23 protein-coding genes are annotated in these 25,778 nt (G+C 64.2%); 15 read left to right on the top strand and 8 right to left on the bottom strand.

Annotated elements, in window-relative coordinates:
* The first annotated feature begins 4 nt into the window (after positions 1-4).
* Positions 5-919, top strand: a complete 915-nt coding sequence (locus ARADN35_RS0117385; protein WP_010464356.1) for an NAD(P)-dependent oxidoreductase — start codon at positions 5-7, stop codon at positions 917-919.
* Positions 920-1,016: 97 nt separating this feature from the next.
* On the opposite strand, the gene ARADN35_RS0117380 is transcribed toward ARADN35_RS0117385, so the two are convergent.
* Complete coding sequence (locus ARADN35_RS0117380) at positions 1,017-1,973, bottom strand: LysR substrate-binding domain-containing protein (protein WP_010464354.1); 957 nt, start codon at positions 1,971-1,973, stop codon at positions 1,017-1,019.
* 437 nt (positions 1,974-2,410) lie between these two features.
* Between ARADN35_RS0117380 and ARADN35_RS0117375 the strand changes: the two genes are divergently transcribed.
* The 13 genes from ARADN35_RS0117375 (at position 2,411) to ARADN35_RS27445 (ending at position 12,392) form a co-directional block, all read left to right on the top strand.
* Positions 2,411-3,103, top strand: coding sequence for a substrate-binding domain-containing protein (locus ARADN35_RS0117375; protein ID WP_010464352.1), 693 nt, complete (start codon positions 2,411-2,413; stop codon positions 3,101-3,103).
* Between the two features lie 35 nt (positions 3,104-3,138).
* On the top strand, positions 3,139-4,173 hold the full coding sequence (locus tag ARADN35_RS0117370) for an amidohydrolase family protein (RefSeq protein WP_010464351.1): 1,035 nt from the start codon (positions 3,139-3,141) through the stop codon (positions 4,171-4,173).
* Position 4,174: 1 nt separating this feature from the next.
* Positions 4,175-4,858: a 4-carboxy-4-hydroxy-2-oxoadipate aldolase/oxaloacetate decarboxylase gene (ligK, locus tag ARADN35_RS0117365; RefSeq protein WP_010464349.1), complete on the top strand. Its 684-nt coding sequence runs from the start codon at positions 4,175-4,177 to the stop codon at positions 4,856-4,858.
* 83 nt (positions 4,859-4,941) lie between these two features.
* Complete coding sequence (locus ARADN35_RS0117360) at positions 4,942-5,871, top strand: amidohydrolase family protein (protein ID WP_010464346.1); 930 nt, start codon at positions 4,942-4,944, stop codon at positions 5,869-5,871.
* A gap of 4 nt (positions 5,872-5,875) precedes the next feature.
* Positions 5,876-6,316 (top strand): protocatechuate 4,5-dioxygenase subunit alpha, encoded by a 441-nt coding sequence (gene ligA, locus ARADN35_RS0117355; RefSeq protein WP_010464344.1) that lies wholly within the window; start codon positions 5,876-5,878, stop codon positions 6,314-6,316.
* Positions 6,317-6,318: 2 nt separating this feature from the next.
* Complete coding sequence (locus ARADN35_RS0117350) at positions 6,319-7,185, top strand: class III extradiol dioxygenase subunit beta (RefSeq protein WP_010464342.1); 867 nt, start codon at positions 6,319-6,321, stop codon at positions 7,183-7,185.
* 13 nt (positions 7,186-7,198) lie between these two features.
* Positions 7,199-8,152, top strand: coding sequence for a Gfo/Idh/MocA family oxidoreductase (locus ARADN35_RS0117345; RefSeq protein WP_010464340.1), 954 nt, complete (start codon positions 7,199-7,201; stop codon positions 8,150-8,152).
* Positions 8,153-8,342: 190 nt separating this feature from the next.
* The gene (locus ARADN35_RS0117340; protein WP_241777019.1) at positions 8,343-8,708 is read left to right on the top strand and encodes a hypothetical protein; all 366 of its coding nucleotides are present in this window, start codon (positions 8,343-8,345) and stop codon (positions 8,706-8,708) included.
* 159 nt (positions 8,709-8,867) lie between these two features.
* Positions 8,868-9,467: a YdeI/OmpD-associated family protein gene (locus ARADN35_RS0117335; protein WP_010464337.1), complete on the top strand. Its 600-nt coding sequence runs from the start codon at positions 8,868-8,870 to the stop codon at positions 9,465-9,467.
* Between the two features lie 15 nt (positions 9,468-9,482).
* Complete coding sequence (locus ARADN35_RS0117330; protein ID WP_010464335.1) at positions 9,483-9,875, top strand: iron chaperone; 393 nt, start codon at positions 9,483-9,485, stop codon at positions 9,873-9,875.
* Between the two features lie 45 nt (positions 9,876-9,920).
* The gene (locus tag ARADN35_RS0117325) at positions 9,921-10,940 is read left to right on the top strand and encodes an aldo/keto reductase (RefSeq protein WP_010464333.1); all 1,020 of its coding nucleotides are present in this window, start codon (positions 9,921-9,923) and stop codon (positions 10,938-10,940) included.
* 103 nt (positions 10,941-11,043) lie between these two features.
* On the top strand, positions 11,044-11,814 hold the full coding sequence (locus ARADN35_RS0117320; protein WP_010464331.1) for an immunity protein Imm33 domain-containing protein: 771 nt from the start codon (positions 11,044-11,046) through the stop codon (positions 11,812-11,814).
* A 137-nt stretch (positions 11,815-11,951) separates the two neighbouring features.
* Positions 11,952-12,392, top strand: coding sequence for a DUF4279 domain-containing protein (locus ARADN35_RS27445; protein ID WP_159103200.1), 441 nt, complete (start codon positions 11,952-11,954; stop codon positions 12,390-12,392).
* 168 nt (positions 12,393-12,560) lie between these two features.
* Here the strand turns inward: ARADN35_RS27445 and ARADN35_RS0117315 are convergent, their stop codons facing one another.
* Positions 12,561-13,481, bottom strand: a complete 921-nt coding sequence (locus tag ARADN35_RS0117315) for an OmpA family protein (RefSeq protein WP_010464327.1) — start codon at positions 13,479-13,481, stop codon at positions 12,561-12,563.
* 98 nt (positions 13,482-13,579) lie between these two features.
* Positions 13,580-13,957, bottom strand: coding sequence for a DUF4398 domain-containing protein (locus tag ARADN35_RS0117310; protein WP_010464325.1), 378 nt, complete (start codon positions 13,955-13,957; stop codon positions 13,580-13,582).
* Positions 13,958-14,326: 369 nt separating this feature from the next.
* On the opposite strand from ARADN35_RS0117310, the gene ARADN35_RS0117305 reads away from it, so the two are divergent.
* Positions 14,327-15,469 carry a mechanosensitive ion channel family protein gene (locus ARADN35_RS0117305; RefSeq protein ID WP_010464323.1) on the top strand — a complete coding sequence of 381 codons (1,143 nt, stop codon included), beginning with the start codon at positions 14,327-14,329 and terminating at the stop codon, positions 15,467-15,469.
* Between the two features lie 211 nt (positions 15,470-15,680).
* Here the strand turns inward: ARADN35_RS0117305 and gap are convergent, their stop codons facing one another.
* The 5 genes from gap to ARADN35_RS0117280 form a co-directional block, all read right to left on the bottom strand.
* Positions 15,681-16,679, bottom strand: a complete 999-nt coding sequence (gene gap / locus ARADN35_RS0117300) for a type I glyceraldehyde-3-phosphate dehydrogenase (RefSeq protein WP_010464322.1) — start codon at positions 16,677-16,679, stop codon at positions 15,681-15,683.
* Positions 16,680-16,773: 94 nt separating this feature from the next.
* On the bottom strand, positions 16,774-18,870 hold the full coding sequence (gene tkt / locus ARADN35_RS0117295) for a transketolase (RefSeq protein WP_010464319.1): 2,097 nt from the start codon (positions 18,868-18,870) through the stop codon (positions 16,774-16,776).
* 230 nt (positions 18,871-19,100) lie between these two features.
* A complete protein-coding gene (locus ARADN35_RS0117290) occupies positions 19,101-21,479 on the bottom strand; it encodes a glycosyl hydrolase family 18 protein (protein ID WP_081474666.1) in 2,379 nt (792 codons plus the stop codon).
* A gap of 151 nt (positions 21,480-21,630) precedes the next feature.
* Entirely contained in the window at positions 21,631-24,579 is a 2,949-nt protein-coding gene (locus tag ARADN35_RS26530) for an IPTL-CTERM sorting domain-containing protein (protein ID WP_010464315.1), read from the bottom strand.
* An 88-nt stretch (positions 24,580-24,667) separates the two neighbouring features.
* Complete coding sequence (locus tag ARADN35_RS0117280; RefSeq protein WP_244265923.1) at positions 24,668-25,741, bottom strand: helix-turn-helix domain-containing protein; 1,074 nt, start codon at positions 25,739-25,741, stop codon at positions 24,668-24,670.
* Between the last annotated feature and the right edge of the window lie 37 nt (positions 25,742-25,778).

Genomic DNA, 25,778 nt, shown 5'->3' with positions numbered 1-25,778 from the left:
TTGAATGAACATCACACACATCGGCCTCGTGGGCTATGGCGAGGTGGGCAAGATCTTCAGTGCGGGCTTGCGCGTTCAGCCCGGCGTGGCCTCCGTCGCCGCCTGGGACCTGAAGCTGGCCGACGCCGCGCACCGCGACGCATTGCAGCAGCACGCCGCGCAGGGCGGTGTCGTGGCGGTGGATTCGATGCAGGCACTTTGCACACGCTGCGACTGCGTCATCTCGGCCGTCACCGCGTCGAACACACTCGCTGTGGCGCTGGAGGCGGCGCAGCACATCCGCCCCGGCACTGTGTTTCTGGACCTCAACTCCGCATCGCCCGGCACCAAGCAGCAGGCCGCTGCGCTCATCGAGGCGCGCGGTGCCCTCTATGTCGAGGCGGGGGTGATGACCTCGGTGCCCCCCTACGGCATCCGCGTGCCTATGCTGCTCGGTGGACCCCAGGCCGAAGCACTGGCCTCCGTGCTGGTGGGTTGGGGTATGGACGCCAAGCCGGTGAGCGAGCAGCTGGGCGTGGCCAGCGCCATCAAGATGTGCCGCAGCATCATGATCAAGGGGCTGGAGGCGCTGGTGATCGAGAGCTACGCCACGGCCCGCCGCTACGGCGTGGAAGACCATGTGCTGCCCACCCTGGCCGAGACCTTCCCGTCCATCGACTGGCACGAACAGGGGCGCTACTTCTTCAGCCGCGTGGTGCAACACGGCCAGCGCCGCGCCGAAGAGATGCGTGAGTCCGCACACACCGTGCAGGAGGCAGGCATGCAGCCGCTGATGGCGTCGGCCATTGCGGCGAAGCAGCAGTGGGTGGCTGATCTCGCGCGCAAAGGCGTCTTTCAAGGCCTGCCCAAGGAGGCGCGCTGGCAGGACTATGCGGATCGTCTCTCGGAGAGTTTGCCCAAAGCCCCCGACAGACCCTGATCCTGATAGCTCCCCCAGCCTGTGAAACTGGCGCTGCCTAAAAGCGAGAGGCGCCAAGCAAGGGCGCCGTCCCCCGTGGGGGGAGGCGCGCAGCGTCTCAGGGGGGAGACCTGTACAACGCTTGCAACGTGGAGCGGATCAGCTCCGCCATGGCCTGCTGCGTCAGTGTGGCTGGGCGTTGCGAACTCACCGCCATGAAGAGCTTGCTGCGCAGGCGGGTGTTGTCTTCTCCATCGGCATCGCTGCCCGCGCCGTGGATGGGCCGGGTGCTGAACACCTCGGGCTTGCCCGACGTGGTGACCGCATTCATGGGCAGCACGGCACAGCCAGCACCGTCGGCCACCAGGTCCAGAATGGCGGCCACGCCGTCGATCTCCAGGCTGATCTGCGGGCGCTTGCCCCGTGCCGCCAGTTCGGATTCCACCAGCATGCGGATCGAGTTGGGGCGCGTGGGGATCACCAGCGGAAAGCGGGGCAGCTCGTCCAGCGGCAGTGGCACGCGGGCCAAGGCGTCTGTCTCTGCCTCGCTTTGGCCCCCGGTGCGGCGTTGAACCAGAAACAGATCCTCCTCCAGGAGCGCCGTGGTCTCGATGCCGGGCGCGGGCGTGGTGTTGTAGAGCAGCGCAATGTCGAGCAAGCCTGTGGTCAGCGACTCGCGCATGGCTACCGACAGCCCTTCGCTGATGGCCAGCGCGGCGTCGGGCATCTTCACGCGGAAGGCGCGGGTCAGCGGCACGGTCAGCACCTTGGCAATGCTGGGCGGCAGGCCAATGGCCACGCGCCCGGCCAGCGCGCCGCGCACGCGGCCCAGCTCCTCGCGGGCGCGCTCCACCTGGTGCAGGATGCCGCGCCCGTGCTCCAGCAGCAGCTTGCCCGCCTCGGTGGGCGTGGCGCCCCGGCCGTTGCGCACCAGCAGGTTCTGGCGCAGCTCCACCTCCAGCAGGCGCACCTGGCGGCTCAGTGCGGGCTGGGCGATGTCCAGCACCACCGACGCGCGGGTAAAGCTGCCCAGCTCGGCCACCCGCACAAAGTATTCGATCTGCTTGAGGTCCATGGCAAGGTTCTCTGTTAGGGCCTGTTCACACTATTTTTGCCAGATGCGTTGCGAAGCAAACGGGCCAGGCGCTAGGCGCCAAACGAAGCTGGGGTGCGGCCCCAGCGAGGATTGGCAACACAGCGGATGGCCCGTTTGCATCGCAACCCGAAGGGAAGGCAACCCCAGCCACGCCACTCGTCGTTGCGTTCCTAGCCAAGGCTCCGGCCTTGGCGTCGTCACGCGTCTAGATTGGCGTGGCTGGGGCTGCCTTCGCACTGGCAAAAATAGTGTGAACAGGCCCAAATTGCAATAGCTGTGGGTCAACGATCACGGAATGATATATCTGGTAGTGCCTGTGCCGCCTTCATGTTTGGGCCGCCGCTGCCCACAATCGGCGGCATGTATACAACTGCAAGCACCGCCTGGGCCGCCCGCAGCCCGGCAGGAGACACCGCATGACCCCGCCTGTGATTCGCGGCATTTCCTCCATGGCCACGCGCCAGGTGCTGGCCGACCTGGTGGCCGGTTTTGCGCAGCAATCGGGCACGCAGGCCGCCATTGAATCGGTGGGCGGTGTGGACGCGGCCAAGCGTGTGGCGGCTGGTGAAACCTTCGACGTCGTCATCCTCGCCTCCGACGCCATCGACAAGCTCCTCGCTGGGGGCCACCTGCTGCCCGGCAGCAAGGTGGATTGGGTGCACTCTGGCGTGGCCGTGGCCGTGCCAGAGGGCGCACCGCTGCCCGACATCAGCACCGAAGACGCCGTGCGACAGGCCGTGCTGGCCGCGCGCAGCATCAGCCTGTCCACCGGCCCCAGCGGCGTGGCGCTGGCCAAGCTGTTCGAGCGCTGGGGCATTGCCGACCAGATCGCCCCCCGCATGGTGCAGGCGCCCCCCGGCGTGCCCGTGGGCTCGCTGGTTGCGAAGGGCGAGGTGGCGCTGGGCTTTCAGCAACTGAGCGAGCTGCTGCATGTGCAGGGCATCCAGATCGTGGGCCCGCTGCCGCCGGCCATCCAGATCACCACCACGTTTTCAGCGGGCATCGGCGCGCAGTCGCAACAGGTCGATGCCGCGCGTGCGCTGCTGGCCTACCTGGCGTCGCCCGCCGCCGCAGAGGCAAAACGCCAGCAGGGCATGACCCCTGCCTGACCGATCACAAGAACACATTCCAGGAGCACCCAAAAATGAGCCTCATCATCGACTGCCACGGCCACTACACCACGGCCCCCAAGGCGCTGGAGAACTGGCGCAATGCGCAGATCGCCGGCATCAAGGACCCTGCCCAGATGCCCAAGGTGGCAGACCTGCAGATCAGCGACGACGAGCTGCGCGAGTCCATCGAGACCAACCAGCTCAAGCTGATGAAGGAGCGCGGCAGCGACATCACGCTGTTCAGCCCACGCGCCAGCTTCATGGCGCACCACATCGGCGACTTCAATGTGTCCAGCACCTGGGCCGCCATCTGCAACGAGCTGTGCCATCGCGTCTCCACGCTGTTCCCCGACCACTTCGTGCCCGTGGCCATGCTGCCGCAAAGCCCCGGTGTCGATCCCGCGACCTGCATCCCTGAGCTGGAAAAGTGCGTGCACGAATACGGCGCCGTGGGCATCAACCTGAACCCCGACCCCTCGGGTGGCCACTGGACCAGCCCCCCGCTGACCGACAAGCACTGGTACCCCATCTACGAAAAGATGGTGGAGTACGACCTGCCCGCCATGATCCACGTGAGCACCAGTTGCAACGCGTGTTTTCACACCACCGGCGCGCATTACCTCAATGCCGACACCACGGCCTTCATGCAGCTCATCCAGGGCGACCTGTTCAAGGACTTCCCCACGCTCAAGTTCCTGATCCCGCACGGCGGCGGCGCGGTGCCCTACCACTGGGGCCGCTTCCGCGGGTTGGCGCAAGAGATGAAGAAGCCGCTGCTGGATGATCACCTGATGAACAACGTGTTCTTCGACACCTGCGTGTACCACCAGCCCGGCATCGATTTGCTCAATACCGTGATCCCGGTGAAGAACGTGCTGTTCGCCAGCGAAATGATTGGCGCAGTGCGCGGTATCGATCCCACCACCGGCAACTACTACGACGACACCAAGCGCTACATCGAAGCGTCCAAGATCCTGAGTGGCGACGACAAGCACCAGATCTACGAAGGCAATGTGCGCCGCGTGTTCTCCCGACTCGATTCACGCCTGAAGGCGAAGGGGCTCTGACATGTTTGAACTTGGCGTTGTCTACCGCAATATCACCCGCGCCGATCGCGCAGCCGCCGACGGACTGGCCGCCCTGGGCTCAGCCACCGTGCACGAGGCCATGGGCCGCGTGGGCCTGCTCAAGCCCTATATGCGCCCCATCTACGGCGGCCAGCAGGTCAGTGGCACGGCCGTCACCGTGCTGCTGCAGCCCGGCGACAACTGGATGATGCATGTGGCGGCCGAGCAGATCCAACCCGGCGACATCGTGGTGGCCGCAGTCACATCCGAATGCACCGACGGCTACTTCGGCGACCTGCTGGCCACCAGTTTCCAGGCCCGCGGTGCGCGTGCGCTCATCATCGATGCCGGCGTGCGCGACGTGAAGACGCTGCAGGAGATGAACTTCCCCGTGTGGAGCCGCGCCATCAGCAGCAAGGGCACGATCAAGGCCACGCTGGGCTCGGTGAACATTCCCGTGGTGTGCGCTGGTGCGCTGGTCACGCCGGGTGATGTGATCGTCGCCGACGACGACGGCGTGGTGTGTGTGCCCGCCGCCCGCGCCGCAGAAACGCTGGCCGCCGCGCAAAAGCGCGAGAGCTTTGAGGGCGAGAAACGGGCCAAGCTCGCCAGCGGCGTGCTGGGCCTGGACATGTACAACATGCGCCCCGGCCTGGAGAAGGCGGGCCTCAGGTACATCGATTGAACGATAAATTCAAGTGTTTTTGGCCTCTGGCGCTTATCTATCAAGCGCTGGTAGCTATCTTTAACATAGCAAAGTAGTCGCCCATGTCTGAATTCACCAAAACCCCCGGCTGGCTGGACTGGTACGCCGGCCCCAGCAAGCCCCGCTTTCAGGTGCCTGCAGGCGCCGTGGATGCGCACTGCCACGTGTTCGGCCCGGGTGCCGAATTTCCGTACGCGCCCGAGCGCAAGTACACCCCCTGCGACGCGAGCAAACACCAGCTGTATGCGCTGCGCGACCACCTGGGCTTTGCGCGCAACGTGGTCGTGCAGGCCACCTGCCACGGCGCGGACAACCGCGCGATGGTCGATGCGCTGGTGCACTCCGGCGGCAAGGCGCGCGGCGTGGCCACCGTCAAGCGCTCGGTCACTGACGAAGAACTGCAGGCCATGCACGACGCCGGTGTGCGCGGCGTGCGTTTCAACTTCGTCAAGCGCCTGGTGGACTTCACGCCCAAGGACGAGCTGATGGAAATTGCCGCGCGCATCCACCAACTCGGCTGGCACGTGGTGATCTACTTCGAGGCGGTGGACCTGCCCGAGCTGTGGGACTTCTTCACCGCGTTGCCCACCACCGTGGTCGTGGACCACATGGGCCGCCCCGATGTGAACAAGCCCGTGGATGGGCCGGAGTTCGAGCTGTTCCTGAAGTTCATGCGCCAGCACCCCAACGTGTGGAGCAAGGTGAGCTGCCCCGAGCGCCTCTCTGTGACCGGCCCCAAGGCCCTGAACGGCGAGCAGAACGCCTACACCGACGTGATCCCGTTCGCCCGCCGCGTGGTGGAAGAGTTCCCCGACCGTGTGCTCTGGGGCACCGACTGGCCCCACCCCAACCTCAAGGACCACATGCCCGATGATGGCCTGCTGGTGGACTTCATCCCGCACATCGCGGCGACGCCCGAGCTGCAAAAGAAGCTGCTGGTGGACAACCCCATGCGCCTGTACTGGCCCGAAGAAGTCACCGTGGAGGACTGACACCATGTCTCTCGATAAACCCTACCTCGACGTGCCCGGCACGACCATCTTCGACGCGGAGCAAAGCCGCAAAGGCTACTGGCTCAACCAGTTCTGCATGAGCCTCATGAAGGCCGAGAACCGCGTCCGCTTCAAGGCCAACGAGCGTGCCTACCTGGACGAGTGGGCCATGACCGAAGAGCAAAAACAGGCCGTGCTGGCGCGCGACCTCAACTGGTGCATTCGTCTGGGCGGCAACATCTACTTTCTGGCCAAGATCGGCTCCACCGACGGCAAGAGCTTTCAGCAGATGGCGGGCAGCATGACCGGCATGACCGAAGAGGAATACCGCAACATGATGATCAACGGCGGCCGCTCGGCCAACGGCAACCGCGTGATCGGCGAAGACGGCGACGCCCAGGCGCACCGCCAACCGCAAGGTAGCGCGGGCAAGAAAGGAATTTGACAATGGCCAAAATCACCGCCTCCGTGTTCACATCGCACGTGCCTGCCATTGGCGCGGCCATGGACCTGGGCAAGACCCACGAGGACTACTGGAAACCCGTGTTCGCGGGCTACGACTTCGGCAAGCAGTGGATCAAGGACCACAAGCCCGACGTGATCTTCCTGGTCTACAACGACCATGCCACGGCCTTCAGCCTGGACCTCATCCCCACGTTCGCTATCGGCACCGCCGCCGACTACGAAGTGGCCGACGAGGGTTTTGGCCCGCGCCCCGTGCCCAAGGTCATGGGCCATCCCGACCTGGCAGCCCACATTGCCCAGTCGGTCATCCAGCAGGACTTTGACCTCACCATCGTCAACAAGATGGCGGTGGACCACGGCCTCACCGTGCCCCTGTCGCTGATGTTTGGCGAGCAAGACCCGGTCAAGGGTGCCTGGCCCTGCCCGGTGATTCCGTTCGCGGTCAATGTGGTGCAGTACCCCGTGCCCAGCGGCCGCCGCTGCTACAACCTGGGCCAGGCGATCCGCAAGGCCGTGGAGAGCTACGACGAAGATATCAACGTGCACATCTGGGGCACGGGTGGCATGAGCCACCAGCTGCAGGGCCCGCGTGCCGGGCTCATCAACAAAGAGTTTGACAACGCCTTCCTCGACAAGCTCATCAATGACCCCGAGGCCGCCGCGAGCATCCCGCACATCGACTACGTGCGCGAAGCGGGCAGCGAGGGCATCGAACTCGTGATGTGGCTCATCGCGCGCGGTGCCATGGCCGACGTGGCCGGGGGCAAGCCGCCCAAGCTGGCGCACCGCTTCTACCATGTGCCCGCGTCCAACACCGCCGTGGGCCATTTGATTCTTGAGAACACGTAAAAGGACATACACCATGACCATCAAAGTCGCACTCGCGGGCGCTGGCGCCTTCGGCATCAAACACCTGGACGGCATCAAGAACATCGACGGCGTGGAAGTCGTCTCGCTGATCAGCCGCGATCTGGAGAAAACGAAGGAAGTGGCCGCCAAGTACGGCATCGGCCACGTGACCACCGAGCTGGCCGACGCGCTGGCATTGCCCGAGGTGGATGCCGTCATTCTGTGCACCCCCACGCAGATGCACGCCGAGCAGACCATCGCCTGCCTGAAGGCTGGCAAACATGTGCAGGTCGAGATCCCGCTGGCCGACAGCCTCAAGGGCGCTGAAGAGGTTGTAGCCCTGCAAAAGCAAACCGGCCTGGTAGCGATGTGCGGCCACACCCGCCGCTTCAATCCCAGCCACCAGTACGTGCACCACCAGATCCAGAAGGGCGAGTTCAACATCCAGCAGATGGATGTGCAGACCTACTTCTTTCGCCGCACCAATACCAACGCGCTGGGCCAGGCCCGCAGCTGGACGGACCACCTGCTGTGGCACCACGCCGCCCACACCGTGGACCTGTTCGCCTACCAGGCGGGCAGCCCCATCGTGCAGGCCAACGCCATCCAGGGCCCCATCCATCCCACGCTGGGCATTGCGATGGACATGAGCATCCAGCTCAAGGCCGCCAACGGCGCCATCTGCACGCTCTCCTTGAGCTTCAACAACGATGGTCCGCTGGGCACGTACTTCCGTTACATCGGCGACACCGCCACGTACCTCGCCCGTTATGACGACCTGTTCAACGGCAAGGACGAGAAGATCGATGTGAGCAAGGTGGACGTGTCGATGAACGGCATCGAGCTGCAAGACCGCGAGTTCTTCGCCGCAATCAAGGAAGGCCGTGAGCCGAATGCCAGCGTGGGCCGGGTGTTGGCTTGCTACCAGGTGCTGCACCAGTTGGAGCAGCAGCTGAATGCGGGCTGATTTCTAAGGAAATAGGGCTCTAGCGCTTTGCTATAAAGCGCTGGTAGCTATCAAATCAGTAGCTATGATTTGCCGGAGAGTCCTTTGCCGGGATTGGAGATGCGTGCGTGGAGAGGGCGTTTGCCTGCTCCAGCGGTCCCCTCCGCAAGCTGCGGCCTTGGCACGCTCTATCGGATGGGTGGGGCATAAAATGCGCCTCAACGCCGTGGTGCTACCCGCTCTTTCGGGCCACAAAATGTGCCCCTGCATTCAGGGCGCATGGCTGCCTGACGTTGCCCAGCAGTTCGCTCAACCCTCCAGGCCTTTTCATATGCCCGCAACCGAAATTACAGTGACCTCCGCTGGCAAAGTGGCAGGCATGGACATGCTGATTCCCACGGGGCAAGAAGGTGCGCACTTCGCGCATATCCAGGACTGGCTCACTGCCAAACTCCAGACCAAGAAGGCCGTGCGGGACGTGAGCACGCAGGTGCTGGTCAAAGGTATCAAGCAGTGGGCGGCCTTCGAGGAAAAGTCGGGTTCCAAAAAGGTCCTGACTGTTTTCAAAATCACCTAGTTTTCATCCAGATTCAATCGGTTCAGCCCGTCTCCCTGTGGACGACCTGGCTGCCGTTTTCAGCGGTCCCACGGTCATTGCGCCGAAGGATCTAGAGGTGAGGAATGCCATGCGAACAGGGGCAAACCTCGCCACAGACATTGGTCACAATGCTCCCGCATGACCTCCGCCACTTTCTTCGCCACCCCCGAAGCCTTCCGCCATTGGCTGCAAGCGCACGCAGCGAATGGCCGTGAACTGCTCGTAGGCTTCCACAAAGTCGGCTCCGGCCAGCCGTGCATGACATGGTCCGAGTCGGTGGACGAAGCCCTGTGTTTTGGCTGGATCGACGGTGTGCGGCGGCGCATTGATGAGCACACGTATTCGATCCGCTTCACGCCGCGCAAGCCGTCGTCCATCTGGAGCGCAGTGAACATTGCCAAGATGGAGCAACTGCAGGCCGCTGGCCGCATGACCCCTGCGGGGCTGCAGGCTTTTGCGCACCGCAAGGCCGGCAAGTCTGCGATTTATTCGCACGAGCAGGCGGCGCCCGCCGAACTGCCTGCTGCGCAGCTGCGGGAGTTCCGGCGGCACAAGAAGGCGTGGCAGTTTTTTGAGGCCACGCCGCCGGGCTACAAAAAGACCCTGCTGCACTGGGTGACCTCCGCCAAGCGGCCTGAAACGCGGGATTCCCGATTCGCCCAGCTGCTGGCGGCCTGTGTGGCGGGTGAGCGGGTGGATCTGTGGGCCAAGCGTTCGGCTGCAGTGCCGTCGCCATAGAGCGTCATCATCGCCATGCCAACAACACCTTCACCAGTACCGCGTCCCGCCACCATTGCCGAGTACATCGCAGCGGCCCCTGCGGCGGGCCAGCCGCTGCTGCGCGCGCTTTACGGGGTCTTGAAGCGCGCTGCGCCGCAGGCCCAGGAGGTCATCAAGTGGAACACGCCGTTTTTCATCGAGCCGCGTTTTGTCTATGCCTTCTCCGCGCACAAGGCGCACGCCAGTTTTGCGCCGCCTGCCGCAGCGCTGGCGCATTTTCAAGAGGCGCTGCAGACGCTCAAAACCACCAAGGGCACCATCGTGCTGCCGTATGACCACCCCTTGCCAGAGGGCCTGATTCGGCAGATAGCAGAATACAGCGTGCAGCGCGTGCGGGAGCGCCGCAGCGATGGGTTCTGGGAGTAGCCAACCCGGCCGCTCAGGCAGTCGGTGTTGACGTAAGCTCGCGCCATGCAACAAAGAAACCTTGGACCCTTCAACGTCTCGGCCATCGGGCTGGGCTGCATGAACCTCTCGCACGCCTATGGCGCGCCGGTGTCTGCCGAGCAGGGCGAGCGTGTGCTGCTGGCCGCGCTGGACGCGGGCGTGACGCTGTTCGACACGGCCACCCTGTACGGTTTTGGCGCCAACGAAACGCTGGTGGGCCGCGTGATGAAAAGCCACCGCAGCCGCTTCACACTGGCCAGCAAGTGTGGCATGCAGGGTGTGGATGTGAAGGGTGATGGCAAGCTGGTGCGCGTGATCGATGGGCGGCCCGATACGCTGCGCAAGACCTGCGAAGACAGCCTGCGCCGACTGCAGACCGATGTGATCGACCTGTACTACCTGCACCGCTGGGACAAGAGCGTGCCGGTTGAAGAAAGCGTCGGCGCGTTGGGCGAGCTGGTGCGGCGCGGGCACATTCGCACAGTGGGGCTGAGCGAGGTGTCCGCTGCCACGCTGCGCCGCGCGCATGCTGAGTTCCCGATCACGGCGGTGCAGACCGAATATTCGCTGTGGACGCGCAACCCAGAGATCGCCGTGCTGGACGCCTGCCGCGCGCTGGGGGTGGCCTTTGTGGCCTTCAGCCCGGTGGCACGCGGTTTCTTGTGTGGTGGCTTGACCGATGTGTCCACGCTTGACGCCAAGGACATCCGCCGCGCCATGCCGCGTTTTGCGCCCGAGGCCTATGCGGCCAACCTGAGGCTGCTCGATGGCTACCAGGCGATTGCGCGCGAGGTGGGCTGCACGCCTGCCCAGCTGGCGCTGGCGTGGTTGCTGCATCGGGGCGAGCACATCATCCCCATCCCTGGCACCACGAGCGTGGGGCATCTGCTGGATGACATGGGCGCGGCCGGTGTGCTGCTCGATGCCGTGGTGATCGCGCGGCTTGATGCGCTGATCAATGAGCGCACGGTGGTGGGTGAGCGCTACAACGCGCAGAGCGCGATTGAGGTGGATACCGAGACGTTCGAAAGCCGTCCGGTGTAACGCCGCTGGTGACCACCAGCCTGCCCGCAGCCCCCCACCCGCCCAGCCGGCGCAACAGCCCACATTCGGCCGCCCCTGGGCCATCCAGCCGTACAAGAAAAAAATGTCTCTGCGCTCCATCCTCTCGACATTCGGACGCAAGCCTTCTTCGGTGCGGCCGGGCACGCCGTCGGTTCACGTTACCTCCCGCTGCAAGCTGCACGGCCATCCCGATTTTCAGATTCGCGTCTCGAGCAGCGCCGTGCAGCCTGAAGACATCTCCTTCCTGCTGCAGTTCTTTGAGCAACGGGTCGCACAAGGCGAGAAGTTCCGCAGCGGCGAGAGCCTGCAGGTCGGCTGGATGTTCACGATGCTGGAAGAGGGGCCTGCTGGGTTTCTGCGAGTGCTGGAGCCCGACATGAAGGTGGTGCCCGTGAAGTTTGTCGATTCGGTTGACAGCACGCTGATGCAGTTGCGCAATCAGAAAGATGTTGTCGGGAGCCTCTACCCACCCGTCGAGCCGGATTTTCCGTCGCTCCGGCAAAGCGTTGTCGTGAACGTGAACTACAAAGAGGCCAGCCGCATCCTGCTCACCCGAAACGAGACCGTCAACGCTGTGGATTCCGGCTGGTGGCTCTCGGACCTTGACGACGAAGCGAGCCTTGAAGATCCGACGCGCTTTATCAAGACCTCCCTGTACCAGCTGGGCGTCCACCGCCCAGACCTGATCCAGTTCTTTGCTGTGCCGGTGGGATTGCAAGTTGCCGTGGATGGCGCACGGATCAGCGTGCTAGGGCCCGTAGAGGAGGTAAGGCAGATTCCGGGGTCGTACCTCAGCGAGCTGAACAAGGTTCGGCAACGCGCAATCTCAGCAGGTCAGGCTTCTGAAGGCTAATGTCAGGCCTGGGCGCAAAGAGCCTGCGCCCGTATCAAGAAGCGGACTGCCACATTCGGCGATCACAAAATACTTCGAAGTGAGAAAAGCAGATGGTTCGCATCTCCACATCGGTTCGACGGCGCTTGGAGCGTGGCATGCGTCGGCAAGAAAATATTCTTCGCAATCCTTCCTATGGAGGGAGGCCCCGTCTTTATCGCTTTGATGCGTCACTGCGGATCGTCGGCGTCGGTGCGCATCACGACGCCATTTCGTTGAGGACGGGACTCCTGCCCGCACGTTCTATTCGAAAGGGTGAGCGGCGAGTGGGGCAAAGACTTTGGACACAGGATGTGTGGTTGTTGGATTCGCCCTTGGGGGGAGATGCTTCCTTGGATGAGCACCTTGAATGGCTTTGGAACGCCATCGCTCCGCACAGAGATTACTTTCGAGAGATCATTTCCCAGTCACCAAGTGCTGACATCGTGCTGGGGTGCTTTTCCGAAAGTCCATATCCTTACTTGACGGTGAAAAACGATCCGTTGCACCTCCTGATGGAGTTGGATTTTGGTGTCTCGTTTAACTTCACCTGCGTGTAGGCAGGGAGGCTGGCACTGGAGCCAACCGTTCAACAACAGCAATGCATGAAAAGACAAAGCCCTGGAACATCACTGCTCCAGGGCTTTCCTGTTCGGTACGCTGGCGGAATCTCGCGATTCCGCCACACCACGCCTCAGCTATTGGGCGAGAGGCGAGTGCTGAATGGCTCAACGACCGCGCAAATTCCCCTTGTCATCCGCAATCACGATCTCCACGCGGCGGTTCATCGCGCGGCCTTCGGGTGAGGCATTGTCGGCAACGGGGTGGGCCTTGCCATAGCCGCGTGCGGTGATGCGGCTGCTGTCCACGCCGCGTTGCACCAGCGCGTCGCGTACGACCTGGGCGCGGCGGTCTGACAGGTCCTGGTTGTAGCTGTCGCTACCCACGCTGTCGGTGTAGCCCTCGATCAGCAATTTGCGATCCGGAAACTGCTTGAGGAAGTTGGCCAGCTTGTCCAGGCGCGGACCTGCCTGGGACGACAGCTCGGCCTTGTTGAAGGCAAACAGCACATCGCCCAGGGTGACCAGCAGGCCGCGTTCGGTTTGCTGGGCTTCGAGTTCGCGCAGTTGCGCTTCCAGTGCACGCACGCGGTCTTGTGCGGCGTTGGCCTGGGCCATGGCGGCTGTGGCCTGGGCTTGCTGCTGGGCGGCGCGTTGCTCGGCGCTCATTGCCTGCTGCTGGGCTTGCTGGGCGCGCAAGCGGGCGGCATCCGCCTCCTGGGTGCGGGCTTGCAGGCGGATGCGGTCGGCTTCGCTGCCTGCTTGCTGGATGCTGGCATCAAGCTGGCGGGCGCGGGCCGCGTTGGTGGCGATCTCGGCGCGTTGGCGGGCCAAGTAGGCCAGATGGTTGGTCTCGGAGGTATCGCGGTCATCGGCCCACACGCGGTCGGCCTTGGCGAGCGCGTCGGTGGCTTGCTTGAGTTCGAGCTGCGCGTACTGATTGACGGCCGGGTCCCCGGCGGCGGTGCTTACTGCGGTGCGGGCCTCTTCCAGCGCGGGTGATGGGGTGGTGCTTGCGCATGCGGCCAGCAGGCCAACGGCAATCAGGCTGGTGCACAGGGCGGTAGTGCGGTGAAAAAAGGGATGCATGGTCAGGTGTTCCTTGAAATGGGGGGGAGGGCAATCGCGGGGCCCCAACGGCGTTTTGGCGTGGGGCGAAGCCAGGCCGGGCGCAAGGGCCCAAATCCTTAGCGGGGCGATCGGCGGTTGATTTCTTCCTGCAGCGCGCGGATGCCGTCTTGCACCTGCGCCAGGTTGGCGGCATTGCTGGCGGCGTCGGCGCGGGTCTCGGCCACGCGAGCGTCCACTTCTGCTTCGGCAGCCAGGCGGCGTGCGGCGACATAGTCCTTCTCTGCCATGGCTTTCTCTGCCTGGATAAGCTTTTCGCGCGCTTGTTGCAACTGAACCGGTGCGCTGGTGGCAACGGCAGGTGCTGCGCCCACACGGTTGACGGTGGTGCGGGTGACAGCCATCTGCTCAGTGGGCGCAGGGGTGGAGGAACAGGCGGCGAGGGCGCCCAGTGCGAGGACCGCGGCGGCGGTACGGATCAGTGCGGATGAATGCATGGTGTTGTGGACTCCTCTGGAGGTTGTGGGATGTGCCGCACCGACGTATCGGGCGGGCAACCAGGGGTGTTCTGGTGTTGATGCATTGTTGGGGTCCGCACGGCACAGGGGCGTAGGCCCGGCCTCTGTATTGCTGTGGGGCATGTCTTACGAATACTTGCAAATGATGTTCAAACCATTGGCGCAGCCGGCCCTGCCCGCCTGCCTGCCTGCGGGAACTCTGACTTTCCCAGGGCCTCGATCCATGACAGCGCGCGTCCGTTGCGCTTCGGGGCAGGTGTTTCGTCACCCTGTGCCTCCGTGGCCGACCCTGTATCGGCCCCATGTCCACTGACCCGTTCCGGCACCACGAAGAGGAGAGCCCCCCATATGCAGCCAACCACCTTTCTCACATGGGTCCAGGAGACCACCTTTGCCGGCGTGCCCTTGTGGAGCCTGCTCATCGCCTTGGCGGCGACAGCGGCCACCTATGCCGCCATCCTGGTGCTTTTGCACCTGCTGACCAGCCGCGCCAAGGTGTGGGCCACGCAGTCGCACAGCGGCATGGCCCTGACGGTGGTGGATGTGCTGGAGGGCACCAGCCGCACGCTGATGCTGGTAGTGGCTCTGCTGGTGGGCGCCAGCCTGCTGGACCTGCCTGGCCGCTGGGAGAGCCGCCTGAGCCAGCTGTGGTTTGTGGCCGTGGCTTTGCAGATGGGCCTGTGGGGCATGCGCGCGATTGGCATTGGCGTGCGCCGCTATGTGGAGCGGCACTCGTCCAGTGGCATGACGCAGGTCAGTGCATCGGCCACGCTGATGTCCTGGGGGCTGCGCACGCTGCTGTGGAGCGTGGTGCTGCTGGCCATTTTGTCGAACGTGGGCGTGAATATCACGGCCTTCATCGCCAGCCTGGGCGTGGGCGGCATTGCGGTGGCGCTGGCGGTACAGAACATCCTGGGCGATCTGTTTGCCTCGCTGGCCATTGCAGTGGACAAGCCGTTTGAGGTGGGCGACTTCATCGTGGTGGGCGGCGTTTCGGGCACGGTGCAGGTGATTGGCCTCAAGACCACGCGCATCCGCAGCCTGCAGGGCGAGCAGATCGTGATGTCCAACACCGATCTGCTCAAGCAGACCATCAGCAACTTCCGCTTGCTGGAGAGGCGGCGCATTGTGTTCACGTTTGGCGTGGCCTACGACACCACGCCCGAGCAGGCCGAGGCCATTCCGGGCGTTGTGCGCAAGCTCATCGATGCGCAGCCGCAGCTGCGTTTTGACCGCGCGCATTTCAAGGCGTTTGGCGCCAGCTCGCTCGACTACGAAGTCGTCTACACCGTGGAAGACCCGGCCTTCAACCTCTACATGGATCTGCAGCAGTCCATCAACCTGGGGCTGCTGCGCGAGTTCAAGGCCATGGGGGTGGCGTTTGCAGTCCCCACGAGCACGGTGCACATTGCCAGTGCACCCGGGCAAGCGCAGGGGCCTGCGCCACTGGTGGCGGCATCCGCAGCGGCGGCTGTTGGTGGTGCCCGTTGAATGCCAGGCGTTCCCTACCCTCCAGGCGCGGACGGCGGGCAAAAAAAAGCCGGTGGCCTTTGCAGGCGACCGGCTTGAACAGGGTAGTTGCTACTAGCGCTTCTTCATCTTCAAAGGAAATACTGACCAAGACCCGCACAAACAGGGATGAATCCGCCGTTGCGTTCTGAGGACAAGCATGGCGCCTGATCCCCTTTTGCGCAAGTCGTACTTACTTGGATACCACGCGCACCATTTCCAGGCACTTGTTCGAGTAGCCCCATTCGTTGTCGTACCAGCTCACGACCTTCACGAAGGTGCCGTCCAGGGCAATGCCGGCGTCGGCATCAAAGATCGACGTGCGGGTGTCACCACGGAAGTCGGTGGCCACCACCTTGTCTTCGGTGTAGCCCAGCACGCCCTTCAGGGCGCCTTCGGACTGGGCCTTCATCTCGGCCTTGATTTCTTCGTAGGTGGCAGCCTTGTCCAGTTCCACCGTCAGGTCCACCACCGACACGTCGGAGGTGGGTACGCGGAAGGACATGCCGGTCAGCTTCTTGTTCAGGGCAGGAATCACCACGCCCACCGCCTTGGCAGCACCGGTGCTGGAGGGGATGATGTTTTCCAGAATGCCACGGCCGCCGCGCCAGTCCTTGTTGGACGGGCCGTCCACGGTCTTTTGTGTGGCAGTCGCTGCATGCACGGTGGTCATCAGGCCACGCTTGATGCCCCACTTGTCGTTGAGCACCTTGGCCACGGGGGCCAGGCAGTTGGTGGTGCACGAGGCGTTGGACACGATGGCCTGGCCAGCGTAGGTGTCGTGGTTCACACCGAACACGAACATGGGCGTGTCGTCCTTGGAAGGGGCCGACAGGATGACCTTCTTGGCGCCCGCATCGATGTGCTTTTGCGCGCTGACCTTGTCCAGGAACAGGCCGGTGGATTCGATCACCACGTCGGCGCCGACTTCGTTCCACTTCAGGTTGGCAGGGTCGCGCTCTTGCGTCAGGCGGATCTTCTTGCCGTTGACGACCAGGGTGTTGCCCTCCACCGAGACTTCGCCCTTGAAGCGGCCGTGCACCGAGTCGTACTGCAGCATGTACGCGAGGTACTCCGGCTCCAGCAGGTCGTTGATGCCCACAACTTCGATGTCGCTGAAGTTCTGGATGGCCGAGCGCAGCACGTTGCGGCCGATGCGGCCGAAACCGTTGATACCAATCTTGATCGTCATAGCTTGTAGTCTCTCCAAGGTTGCAAAGTCGAAATCAGGAATCTGCCAGTGCGCGCCCGCTGCAGCAGTGGGCGCGCAGCGGGCGGGAGGAGTCTCAGTGGGCCTTGGCCTTGCTGGCCTTCTTGGCGGGCTTCAGGCGTGCGGCGCCGATGGCGACCAGCACTGCATCGGCGACGTTCTCTTCGGTGAAGCCGAAGTGCTTGAACAGCACGGGTGCAGGGGCCGACTCGCCGTAGGTGTCGATGCCCACCACAGCAGCGCAGCCGTATTTCCACCAGCCGTCCGTCACGCCCATTTCCACAGCCACGCGGGGCACGCCAGCGGGCAGCACGCTGCTCTTGTACTTGGCGTCTTCGCGGTCGAAGGTGGTGGTGCTGGGCATGGAGACCACACGCACGGCGATCTTCTTGTCGGCCAGCAGGCGCTGGGCCTTCAGGGCCAGCTGCACTTCGGAGCCCGTGGCGATGATCACTGCCACGGCCTTCTTCTTGACGCCAACGTCAGCGGGTTCGGAGAGCACGTAGGCGCCGCGCGAGATGTCGCCCAGGTCGCGCTTGGGCGCGTAGGGCAGGTTCTGGCGCGACAGCAGCAGGGCGGTGGGCTTGTTGCGGTTGGACAGGGCCACGCTCCAGGCCACGGCGGTTTCGGCCGTGTCACCGGGGCGCCACACATCGAGGTTGGGGATCAGGCGCAGGCTGGCGGCGTGCTCGATGGACTGGTGGGTGGGGCCGTCTTCGCCCAGGCCGATGGAGTCGTGCGTGAACACGTGGATCACGCGTTGCTTCATCAGCGCGGCCATGCGGATGGCGTTGCGGCTGTAGTCGCTGAAGGTCAGGAAAGTGCCGCCGTAGGGGATGAAACCGCCGTGCAGCGCGATGCCGTTCATGATGGCGGCCATGCCGAATTCGCGCACGCCGTAGTTGATGTGACGGCCACCGATCTTCTTGCCGCCTTCGACCTCGGTCTGCACCACGTGGCCTTGCATGTCAAAGCGCAGGTTGGGCGTGCTCTTGGTGTTGGTGAGGTTGGAGCCCGTCAGGTCGGCGCTGCCGCCCAGCAGTTCGGGCAGCGCGGCGGTGAAGGCTTCCAGCGCCAGCTGGCTGGCCTTGCGGCTGGCCACGGTTTCGCCCTTGGTGTGGGCTGCGACCACGGTGTCCACGGCCACTTGCGCGAAGTTGGCGGGCAGGTTGCCCTCCATGCGGCGCGTGAGTTCAGCGGCCAGTTCAGGGAAGGCCTTGCTGTAGGCCGCAAAACGTTCGTTCCAGGCGGCTTCTGCACTCTGGCCCTTGGCCTTGGCGTCCCAGCCGGCATACACGTCTTCGGGGATCACAAAAGGCTCGCTGGCCCAGCCCAGGGCTTCGCGGGTGAGCTTGATTTCCTCGGCGCCCAGCGGCTCGCCGTGGGCCTTGGCCGTGTTCGCGCGGTTCGGGCTGCCCTTGCCGATGTGCGTCTTGCACACGATGAGGGTGGGGCGCTCGGTCTGCTTCTTGGCCTCGATGATGGCCTCGGCCACCTTGTCGGCGTCATGGCCGTCGATGGGGCCGATCACGTTCCAGCCGCTGGCCACAAAACGCAGGGGGGTGTTGTCGGCAAACCAGGGGGCGACCTGGCCGTCGATGCTGATGCCGTTGTCGTCGTACAGGGCGATCAGCTTGTTGAGCTTCCAGGCGCCGGCCAGCGAAACGGCTTCGTGGCTGATGCCTTCCATCAGGCAGCCGTCGCCCAGGAACGCGTAGGTGTGGTGGTCCACCACGGCATGGCCTTCGCGGTTGAACTCCGACGCCAGCAGCTTTTCAGCCAGTGCAAAGCCCACGGCGTTGGTGATGCCCTGGCCCAGCGGGCCGGTGGTGGTTTCCACGCCCGCGGTGTAGCCCACTTCGGGGTGTCCTGGCGTCTTGCTGTGCAGCTGGCGGAAGTTCTTGAGCTCGCCGATCGGCAGGTCGTAACCCGTGAGGTGCAGCAGTGCATACAGCAGCATGGAGCCATGGCCGTTGGAGAGCACAAACCGGTCGCGGTCAAACCACTGGGGGTTGGTGGGGTTGTGCTTGAGGTGGCGGCTCCACAGCGCCACGGCCATGTCGGCCATGCCCATGGGGGCGCCGGGGTGGCCGGAGTTGGCTTGTTGAACGGCGTCCATGGCCAATGCGCGGATCGCATTTGCCATCTGTTGGGATTGCTGGGTGTTGGCCATGGGGGGAGGGTTCAAGAGGGGTGGTGCAGGGGAAACCCGGTATTTTACCGGGGCGCGCTGCACTCACCCCGCTTGTCTTCGCCCGGGCTGCTCCAAGTTGGCTTCTGGAACGCTGTACGCCGCCCCTGGGTTCGGGGCATGGCGCGCCAGATGGGGCGTCGCCCACCGCACTTCATGGCTGCGGGGTTGACGCTGGATACAGGTACGGTACAGCGGCTCCGTGCGGCTCTTCAGGGGACCTGCACAAACACTGGCGCAGACAGCGGGCCTTCGTTGCCTGCCGCGTCCAGCATGCTGACCTGGTAACCCCGATGACCACGCGGAGCGGCGGTGTCTGTGAAGGTGATTCCGGTGACGGTGGCGATCAGCACGCCGTCTCTGTAGACCCGATAGCCTGCAGCCCCGGACGCGATGAACGCCTGCTTGACCGCCTGCATCTGCGGATTGCTGCTGGATTGCGGCAAATACCCGTAGTTGATGGTCCACACCAGGGTGCCGCCCAAGCCTTGCTCACGCACCCACTGGCCTTTGGCAGCGATGGAGCGCTCGTCTTCGAAGCTCAGGTAGGTCACTGGCGTGTTGGGGCCGCGATTCCATGGCGGGGAGTAGGTGATATAGCCCTGTTTTGCCACGTCATCCCAATGGTAGGTGGCGCCCGTCCGGCCGAAGGCGTTGTCTTGAACCAGGCGCTGGTAGTTGTTTTCCCAATCGCCATTGTTCATCCAGCCTTGCATGCCATTCAAGCTCTGGCGCGGTCCGGTGACAGGCTTGTTGTAGTAGGCGCCATACAAACCGATGCCGATGCCCAGCTTGGAGCGTGGCACGCCTGCGTCAAGGTAGGCCTGGACTGTCGATTGGATCGACGTTGGATACAGTTCGCCTGCTCCGAACAAAGGGGAGTGGTGCCATGACAGCCAGCCCCAGTCGCCCGCCATGCTGTAAGTCATCAAATTGAAGCGATCGACTGCGGCGGCCACTTCGACATGCCAGGGCGTGATGTCGGACTGGTTCTGGTTGACCCAGAACCCAGGCCAGCTCAGTTCCAGCGGCGCGTTGGGTGCCTGGTATCGGGCCCTTTGCGCGGATGCGACGCGCAATTCACGCAGAAGTGCCAGGGCCTGGGCGCGTGCGGGGGCCGTGTCCAGGTTTTCTTCCCAGTCGATGTCCACGCCGTCGTAGTTTTTCTGTACGGCCTTGTCCAGAATGTTCTGGATGAAACGTGCACGAACCGTGGGGTCGGCGGTGGCGGCCAGAAATCCGGGGCCGTCACTATCGCCCCCTACCATCATCACCGCCTTGACGCCCGCAGCATGGGCCTTGGCGATCAGCGCATTCTCCACCTCTGGCGAGTGCCCTCCGCCCGCTCCTTCGAGCAGATCACCCGCCCGGCCGCCTGGGAGGGACCCGAGCGCTGGTGCGTAGCGTCCGAAAACGAAGTGTGTCATCGTGCCCATGTCCACGGCTTCGGGCGGATAGGTCTCCCAGAACCAACCTGCGTAGTAGCCGTTGACCCATTTGCCGCTGCGGGCCACCGGGTCCCAAGCCAGGCCCACCCCGCGGGCGGAAACTGTCGCACTTACCCCGCTGACCGGGGGAAGCGGGTTACTGGCCTCTACCGCAACCTGCGCGGAGGCAGTGGTGCTCTTCCCGGCGCTGTCGGTACAGGTCAGGGTGTAGGCGGTGTTTGTGGTGGGGCCTACCAGTTCGCTGCCTTCGGTGGCGCGCGGGCCGCTCCATCCGCGCGACGCTGCGCAGCCCGCTGCGTTGCTCGCCTGCCAGGCCAGTCGCGCGCTCTGGCCTGCGGTAATGCGGGGCGGCGTGGCCGTCAAGCTGATCGTGACGGGCGGTGGCGGCGTCTTGCGCACCGTGACGGTGGTGGATGCGCTGGCCGTGGCACCCGCCGCATTGCGGCAACTCAGACCATAGGTGGTGGTTGCGGCAGGCCGCACGGTGGCACCGCCGTTGGGGGCCTGTTCGCCGGTCCAGCCGCCGCTGGCGGCGCATGCGACGGTGTTTTCGGTGGTCCATGTCAGGATGCTGCTGCCCCCCATATCAATGGCTTCTGGCTGGGCCGTGAATGCGCCGATGCGTGGGGGTTCTGGCGGGGGCGGGGGCGTTGTGGTAGGCGTCAACCCCTCAATGAAGAGCTGCGCCAGCCCTTCGCCCCCGGCCTCAAAATACTCCATGCGCACGGTGTGATGGCCTTCCGTCAGCCGCAGGGATGCGGAGTCCATCGCGATGCTGTGCCGAGCCCAGTGGTTGATGATCCGTTTCCCATCGACGTACAGGCGCACTCCGTCGTCTGTGAAGGTGGTGAACTTGGCGGCTCCAGCGGCGAACGGCAGGCTTGCCGTCCAGCGGGCTGAGAACGCGTCCACCGGCAGGCGCGCGTCGGGGCTGTTGGTCATCCAGTAGTAGTCGATGGGGCCTTTTTCGCACCGGGTCAGCACGGCGGCCCCGGACAGGCTGGTGTTGGGGAAGTATTCCGCCAGCCACTGGCCGGGCGCGCAATCGAGCGCAAGCGCCTGGGTGCTCGCCAGGAGCAGACCGGCTGCTATGGCACGCACCCGAGGTGCGAAGTGTGGTCTGGCTGCAGCGTCGTTTGGCATGGTTGTCCTGTTGTCTGGGTACGTGAAATATGTGGAGACATCGCCGCGACAGTGGCTCGCATCCGTCGAGGTATAAAAAAGTGAGCAGCCAACGCTTGATGGGCAAGCGCTGGGAGCCATTTCTATAGAGGTATGAGCAGGCGTCAGCCAGTCATGGCAAGTCGTTCTTGACGCTGCCCGCAGTGCGCCCTGCGATCCTTGCTCGCACTCCGGGGCACAGTGGTGCCGAGCCGTCCATCAAAAAGCGCATGCGACGACTCTGAAGCAGCGCCATACCGGCCATCAGCACTGACAGCAGAATCAAGCCCCATTCAGACAATGTGGGAATGTTTTGCACACCACCCACCGCGCCGGGTACTGGCGTGACGGCGGCCGACGGAGGTGCTGATGCGTTGCCGCCTGCGGTGTTGGCGGTCACCGTGAAGGTGTACGCCGTGCCGTTGTTCAGGCCCGTCACGGTGCACGAGGTGGCAGGTGCCTGCACGGTGCAACTCGCGCCGCCAGGTTGGGCGGTCACCGTGTACGACGTGGGCGGGGTGCCCCCCACTGGGGGTTGCCAGGACACCGTAACCCGGCCATCGCCAGGGGTGGCGCTGACATTGGTGGGCGCGTTGGGTGCTCCCCCGGCCAGCACGCGCAGGGTGACCGCATCGGATGCCATGCCGTTGGCGAACAGCGTGAACTGATACAAGCCCGCAGTGACCCCCGACGGCATGGGGCGCCCCGTGAAGGTGGTGGCGTTGGAGCTCTCTGCTGCGAGCCAACGGACGTCCCCGTTGTCTACGCGCTGCATGCGCACCAGGGGCACGTTGGTGGCAGATTGACTGAAACCGCCGCCGCTGCCTTCGCTGTCGCCCGTAAAACGCAGTCCGCCCAATTGCAGCGCGGAGCCATGCGCGACCTGTGCCGGCGCCGTTGTGATGCGCGGGCGGCGCGCATCCGAAACACCCAGTTTTCCACCGTAGAGCAGTGCTGTGGCAGCGCCGTTGGCCAGACCGCCTGCGATCAACACCCGACCGTTAGGCAACATCGTCGCGGTGTGGTTTGCTCTGGACTGAGGCATCGCCCCCGCTGCTTGCCACACATCCGTGCCCGGGCTGAAAACCTCTGTGGTGGCAGTTTCCGAATAGGTCACCGAGTTGCCACCCGTCACCAGCACGCGGCCGTCCGGTAGCAGTGTGGCCGTGTGGGCCGACCGAGGCTCGATAAGGTTCCCGGCCGTCTGCCAAGCATTGGTGACCGGGTCGTAGATTTCCACACTCGATGTGGCGCTACCCGCAGGCGGGGTGCCTCCTACCACCAGTATCCGGCCGTCGGCCAACAGCGTTGCTGTGTGTTTGACGCGCCGTTGGTTCATGCTGGGGCCAGCGGTCCAGCTGCCCGTTGCGGGCGAGAAAAACTCGACCGTATTCACCGGGTTGTTGTAGCCCACCGAGCCCCCCGTCACCATCACACGGCCATCGCGCAGCAAGGTGGCGGTGTGGTCCAAACGCGTTGTGGTCATGCTACCCGCTGAAACCCATCGGTCTTCTGCCACCCGGTAAATCTCCGCTTCTGCGACACCCGCATAGTTGTCGCCCCTCCCGCCCATCACCAGGACGTCGCCACTCGGCAATAGGACTGCGTTGTGGCCGTCGTGGCTCTTGGACAGCGTCGCAGCGGTGCTCCACTGGTTGGTGCCGGGGTTGTAGAGCTCGGCGCTGGCGGCCAGCTCACTCGGTATAGCTCCCCCGACCACCAGCACACGGCCATCATTCAACAGCGTTTGAGTATGACCAATACGCACCTTGGCCATTGGAGGGGCTGGCTGCCAGAGACCCGTGGTCGCGTCGTATCGGGCCGTAGCCGCCGAAGCGGTCGCTACGTTTCCGGTTACGACATATCCTCCCGTGGCAAGTACCGAACCGTCCTTCAGCAAGGTGGCCTCGTGGATGTAACGCTGCGCAGGCAGGGGCCCTGTGGCTGCAGCGGCCAAGGTGTCGGCGCTAAACAGCTCTGCGCTGGCGGATGCGCCAGTACCACCCAGGCCACCCGCGACCAGCACATCGCCGGTATGCAGCACCAATGCGGTATGCATGCTGCGCGCTGCGGTCATGGGTGCAAAAACGTTGATCGAACCCGATGATGGGTTGTAAATCTCAGCCTTGTCGAGGGGTATCCCCCCCGCCTCGCCCCCGCTGAGCAGCACCCGTCCGTCGGGCAGCAGGGCCGCGGTATGCCGTGTGCGAGAAGCGTTCAGCGTTGCCGAGGGAGTCCACGTGTCGGCGGCGGGGTCGTACAGCAAGGTGCCGGCCAGCGCACCGCTTGCGTCATTGCCACCGGCTACAAACACCTTTCCATCGGGGAGCAGGGTCGCAGTGTGGTCAAAGCGAGGTGAGGGCAGCGCTGCCACGGAGGCCCACGTGCCGGTCGATGGGTTCCAGATTGCCACCGCTTTGGTGGAGGACTGGCCGTTGTCGATACCGCCGACCACGAGCACGCGTCCGTCATTCAGCAGCGTGGCTGTGTGCTGGCGCGCGCCTTGGCCCGGCATTTGTGCGATGGAACCCCAGCTCTGCGTCTCGGGGTCATAGATCTCCGCCGATCGCCGCGCTTCAGCGCCAGATTTCCCTCGGCCGCCGACGATGAGCACGCGCCCATCCTTGAGCAGCGTGGCGGTGTGGTACTCACGTTCTACGCCCAGGGAGCCTACCGTGGTGAACTGGCCCGTTTGTGAATCGAAGATTGCGGCCGATGTCTGCGAAACGTTTCCGTTGCTTCCGCCCGCAAGCAATACCGTACCGTTGCGCAGCAACGTTGCTGTGTGGCGAGAGCGGGCTCCGCTGGGCAGTGCCGGCCCGGCAGTCCATTTGCCGGTGCCCGTGTCATAGATCTGGGTGCTCGCGTTGGTGGCGCTGATGGCGCTGCCACTGCGCCCTCCGGCCACGAGCACGCGGCCATCATTCATCTCGGTGGCGGTGTGCTCATAGCGTGCGGTGGCGAAGCTGACCACTGGTTGCCACCCTGCAGCGCTGGCCACGGCCGCGCTGGTCACTCCCAGCCAAAGGGCGGCGGCCCTCAGCACGCGCCGCGTATTCGCGGCCAGTGCGGTATCTGTCATGCGAAATCCCTTCCAAAGAAAACAAAATGGGCCCGCTACGGGCCCGTGGTGAATTCTTTAGAAAAGAGGCCATGGAGGCGACAGCCGTTCAGCGCAAATTCGCAGCCGGCTGTTCGGTGGGTGCGTCGGCCCCGGGCGTGACACCGCGCTCTCGCTTGTAGGCGCGCGCAAGGATTGCGCCTGTGGAATACCCCACGGCATCGGCCACTTGCTGCAAGGTGAGGCGCTGCTCTTTGAGCAAGCGCTCCGCCAGGTGCAGCCGCCACCGCGCCAGGTAGCGCATGGGCGGAAGCCCCGTCTGCGCCTGAAATCGCTGGGTGAACTGCGTTCTGCTCATGTGGCACAGCGCGGCCAGCGAGCTGGCTGTCCAGGGGTGAGCGCAGCGGGTATGAATGCTCTCCAGCGCGACCAGAAGGCGCTCGTCCCGCAGGGTGCTGATGTCTCTGGCCGGGCTCTGCACCGCACGCCCAGGATCGTTCAACCACGCGAGCACCAGCCGCTGCAGGAGTGAATTCATGACATGCGTGAGCCCGACGCCATTGCCACCTCCTCGAATGTCGGCCATCCATGCGACCAGTTGCGTCATGGTGGGGAGCCAGGTCATCGCATCCGCCTTTGCCAATACGAGGACGGGCGGCAACGAGGCCATCAGCGGATGGGCTGAGAGATCAGAGCGCCAGTAGAAACTGCCGCTCCAGCGCTCGTCCGCCGATGGTGGTGTGTTTGCCGCGTGCCCCATCACGATGTCAAAGGATTTGCCGCGTCGCTTTAAACCCTGGCCCACCAGGTCAGAAAATTGCTGCAGTGGTGCACGCTCATCGGTATAGATGCGGTGGCGCCCTGCGTGCGGCAAAAACACGACGTCTCCCGCATTCAGGGCCAGCGGGGCGTTGTTCTCCCAACACAGCTGGCAACCCTCGCTACCCACGATGTACAGCGGCGCGCGGCTGCGGCTGGTGATCTCCACGTGAAGAGGCGAGTCACATTGAAACTGAAAATGCAGAAAGGGTTCGAACGTGAGACTGTTGACCATCGCCTCATGGGATCGGTTCGTGGGCGCCAAGGCTGGGCGTGCCTGGTCGGTGACGTTGTGGGTCGGGTTGCCGACGATGGGGGCGGGGGATTCTGCACGCGCCTGAAGGGGCCATGCGGCATCTCTCATGGGGGCTCCGTTGAATAGGGTTGGGTGCGTGCATGCA

Origin of the sequence: Acidovorax radicis N35 (genome assembly GCF_000204195.1) — a bacterium.
Taxonomy (GTDB): Bacteria; Pseudomonadota; Gammaproteobacteria; order Burkholderiales; family Burkholderiaceae_C; genus Acidovorax; species Acidovorax radicis.
Note: the sequence above shows the minus strand (reverse complement) of the source record. Positions and strands in the feature narration are given on the sequence as shown.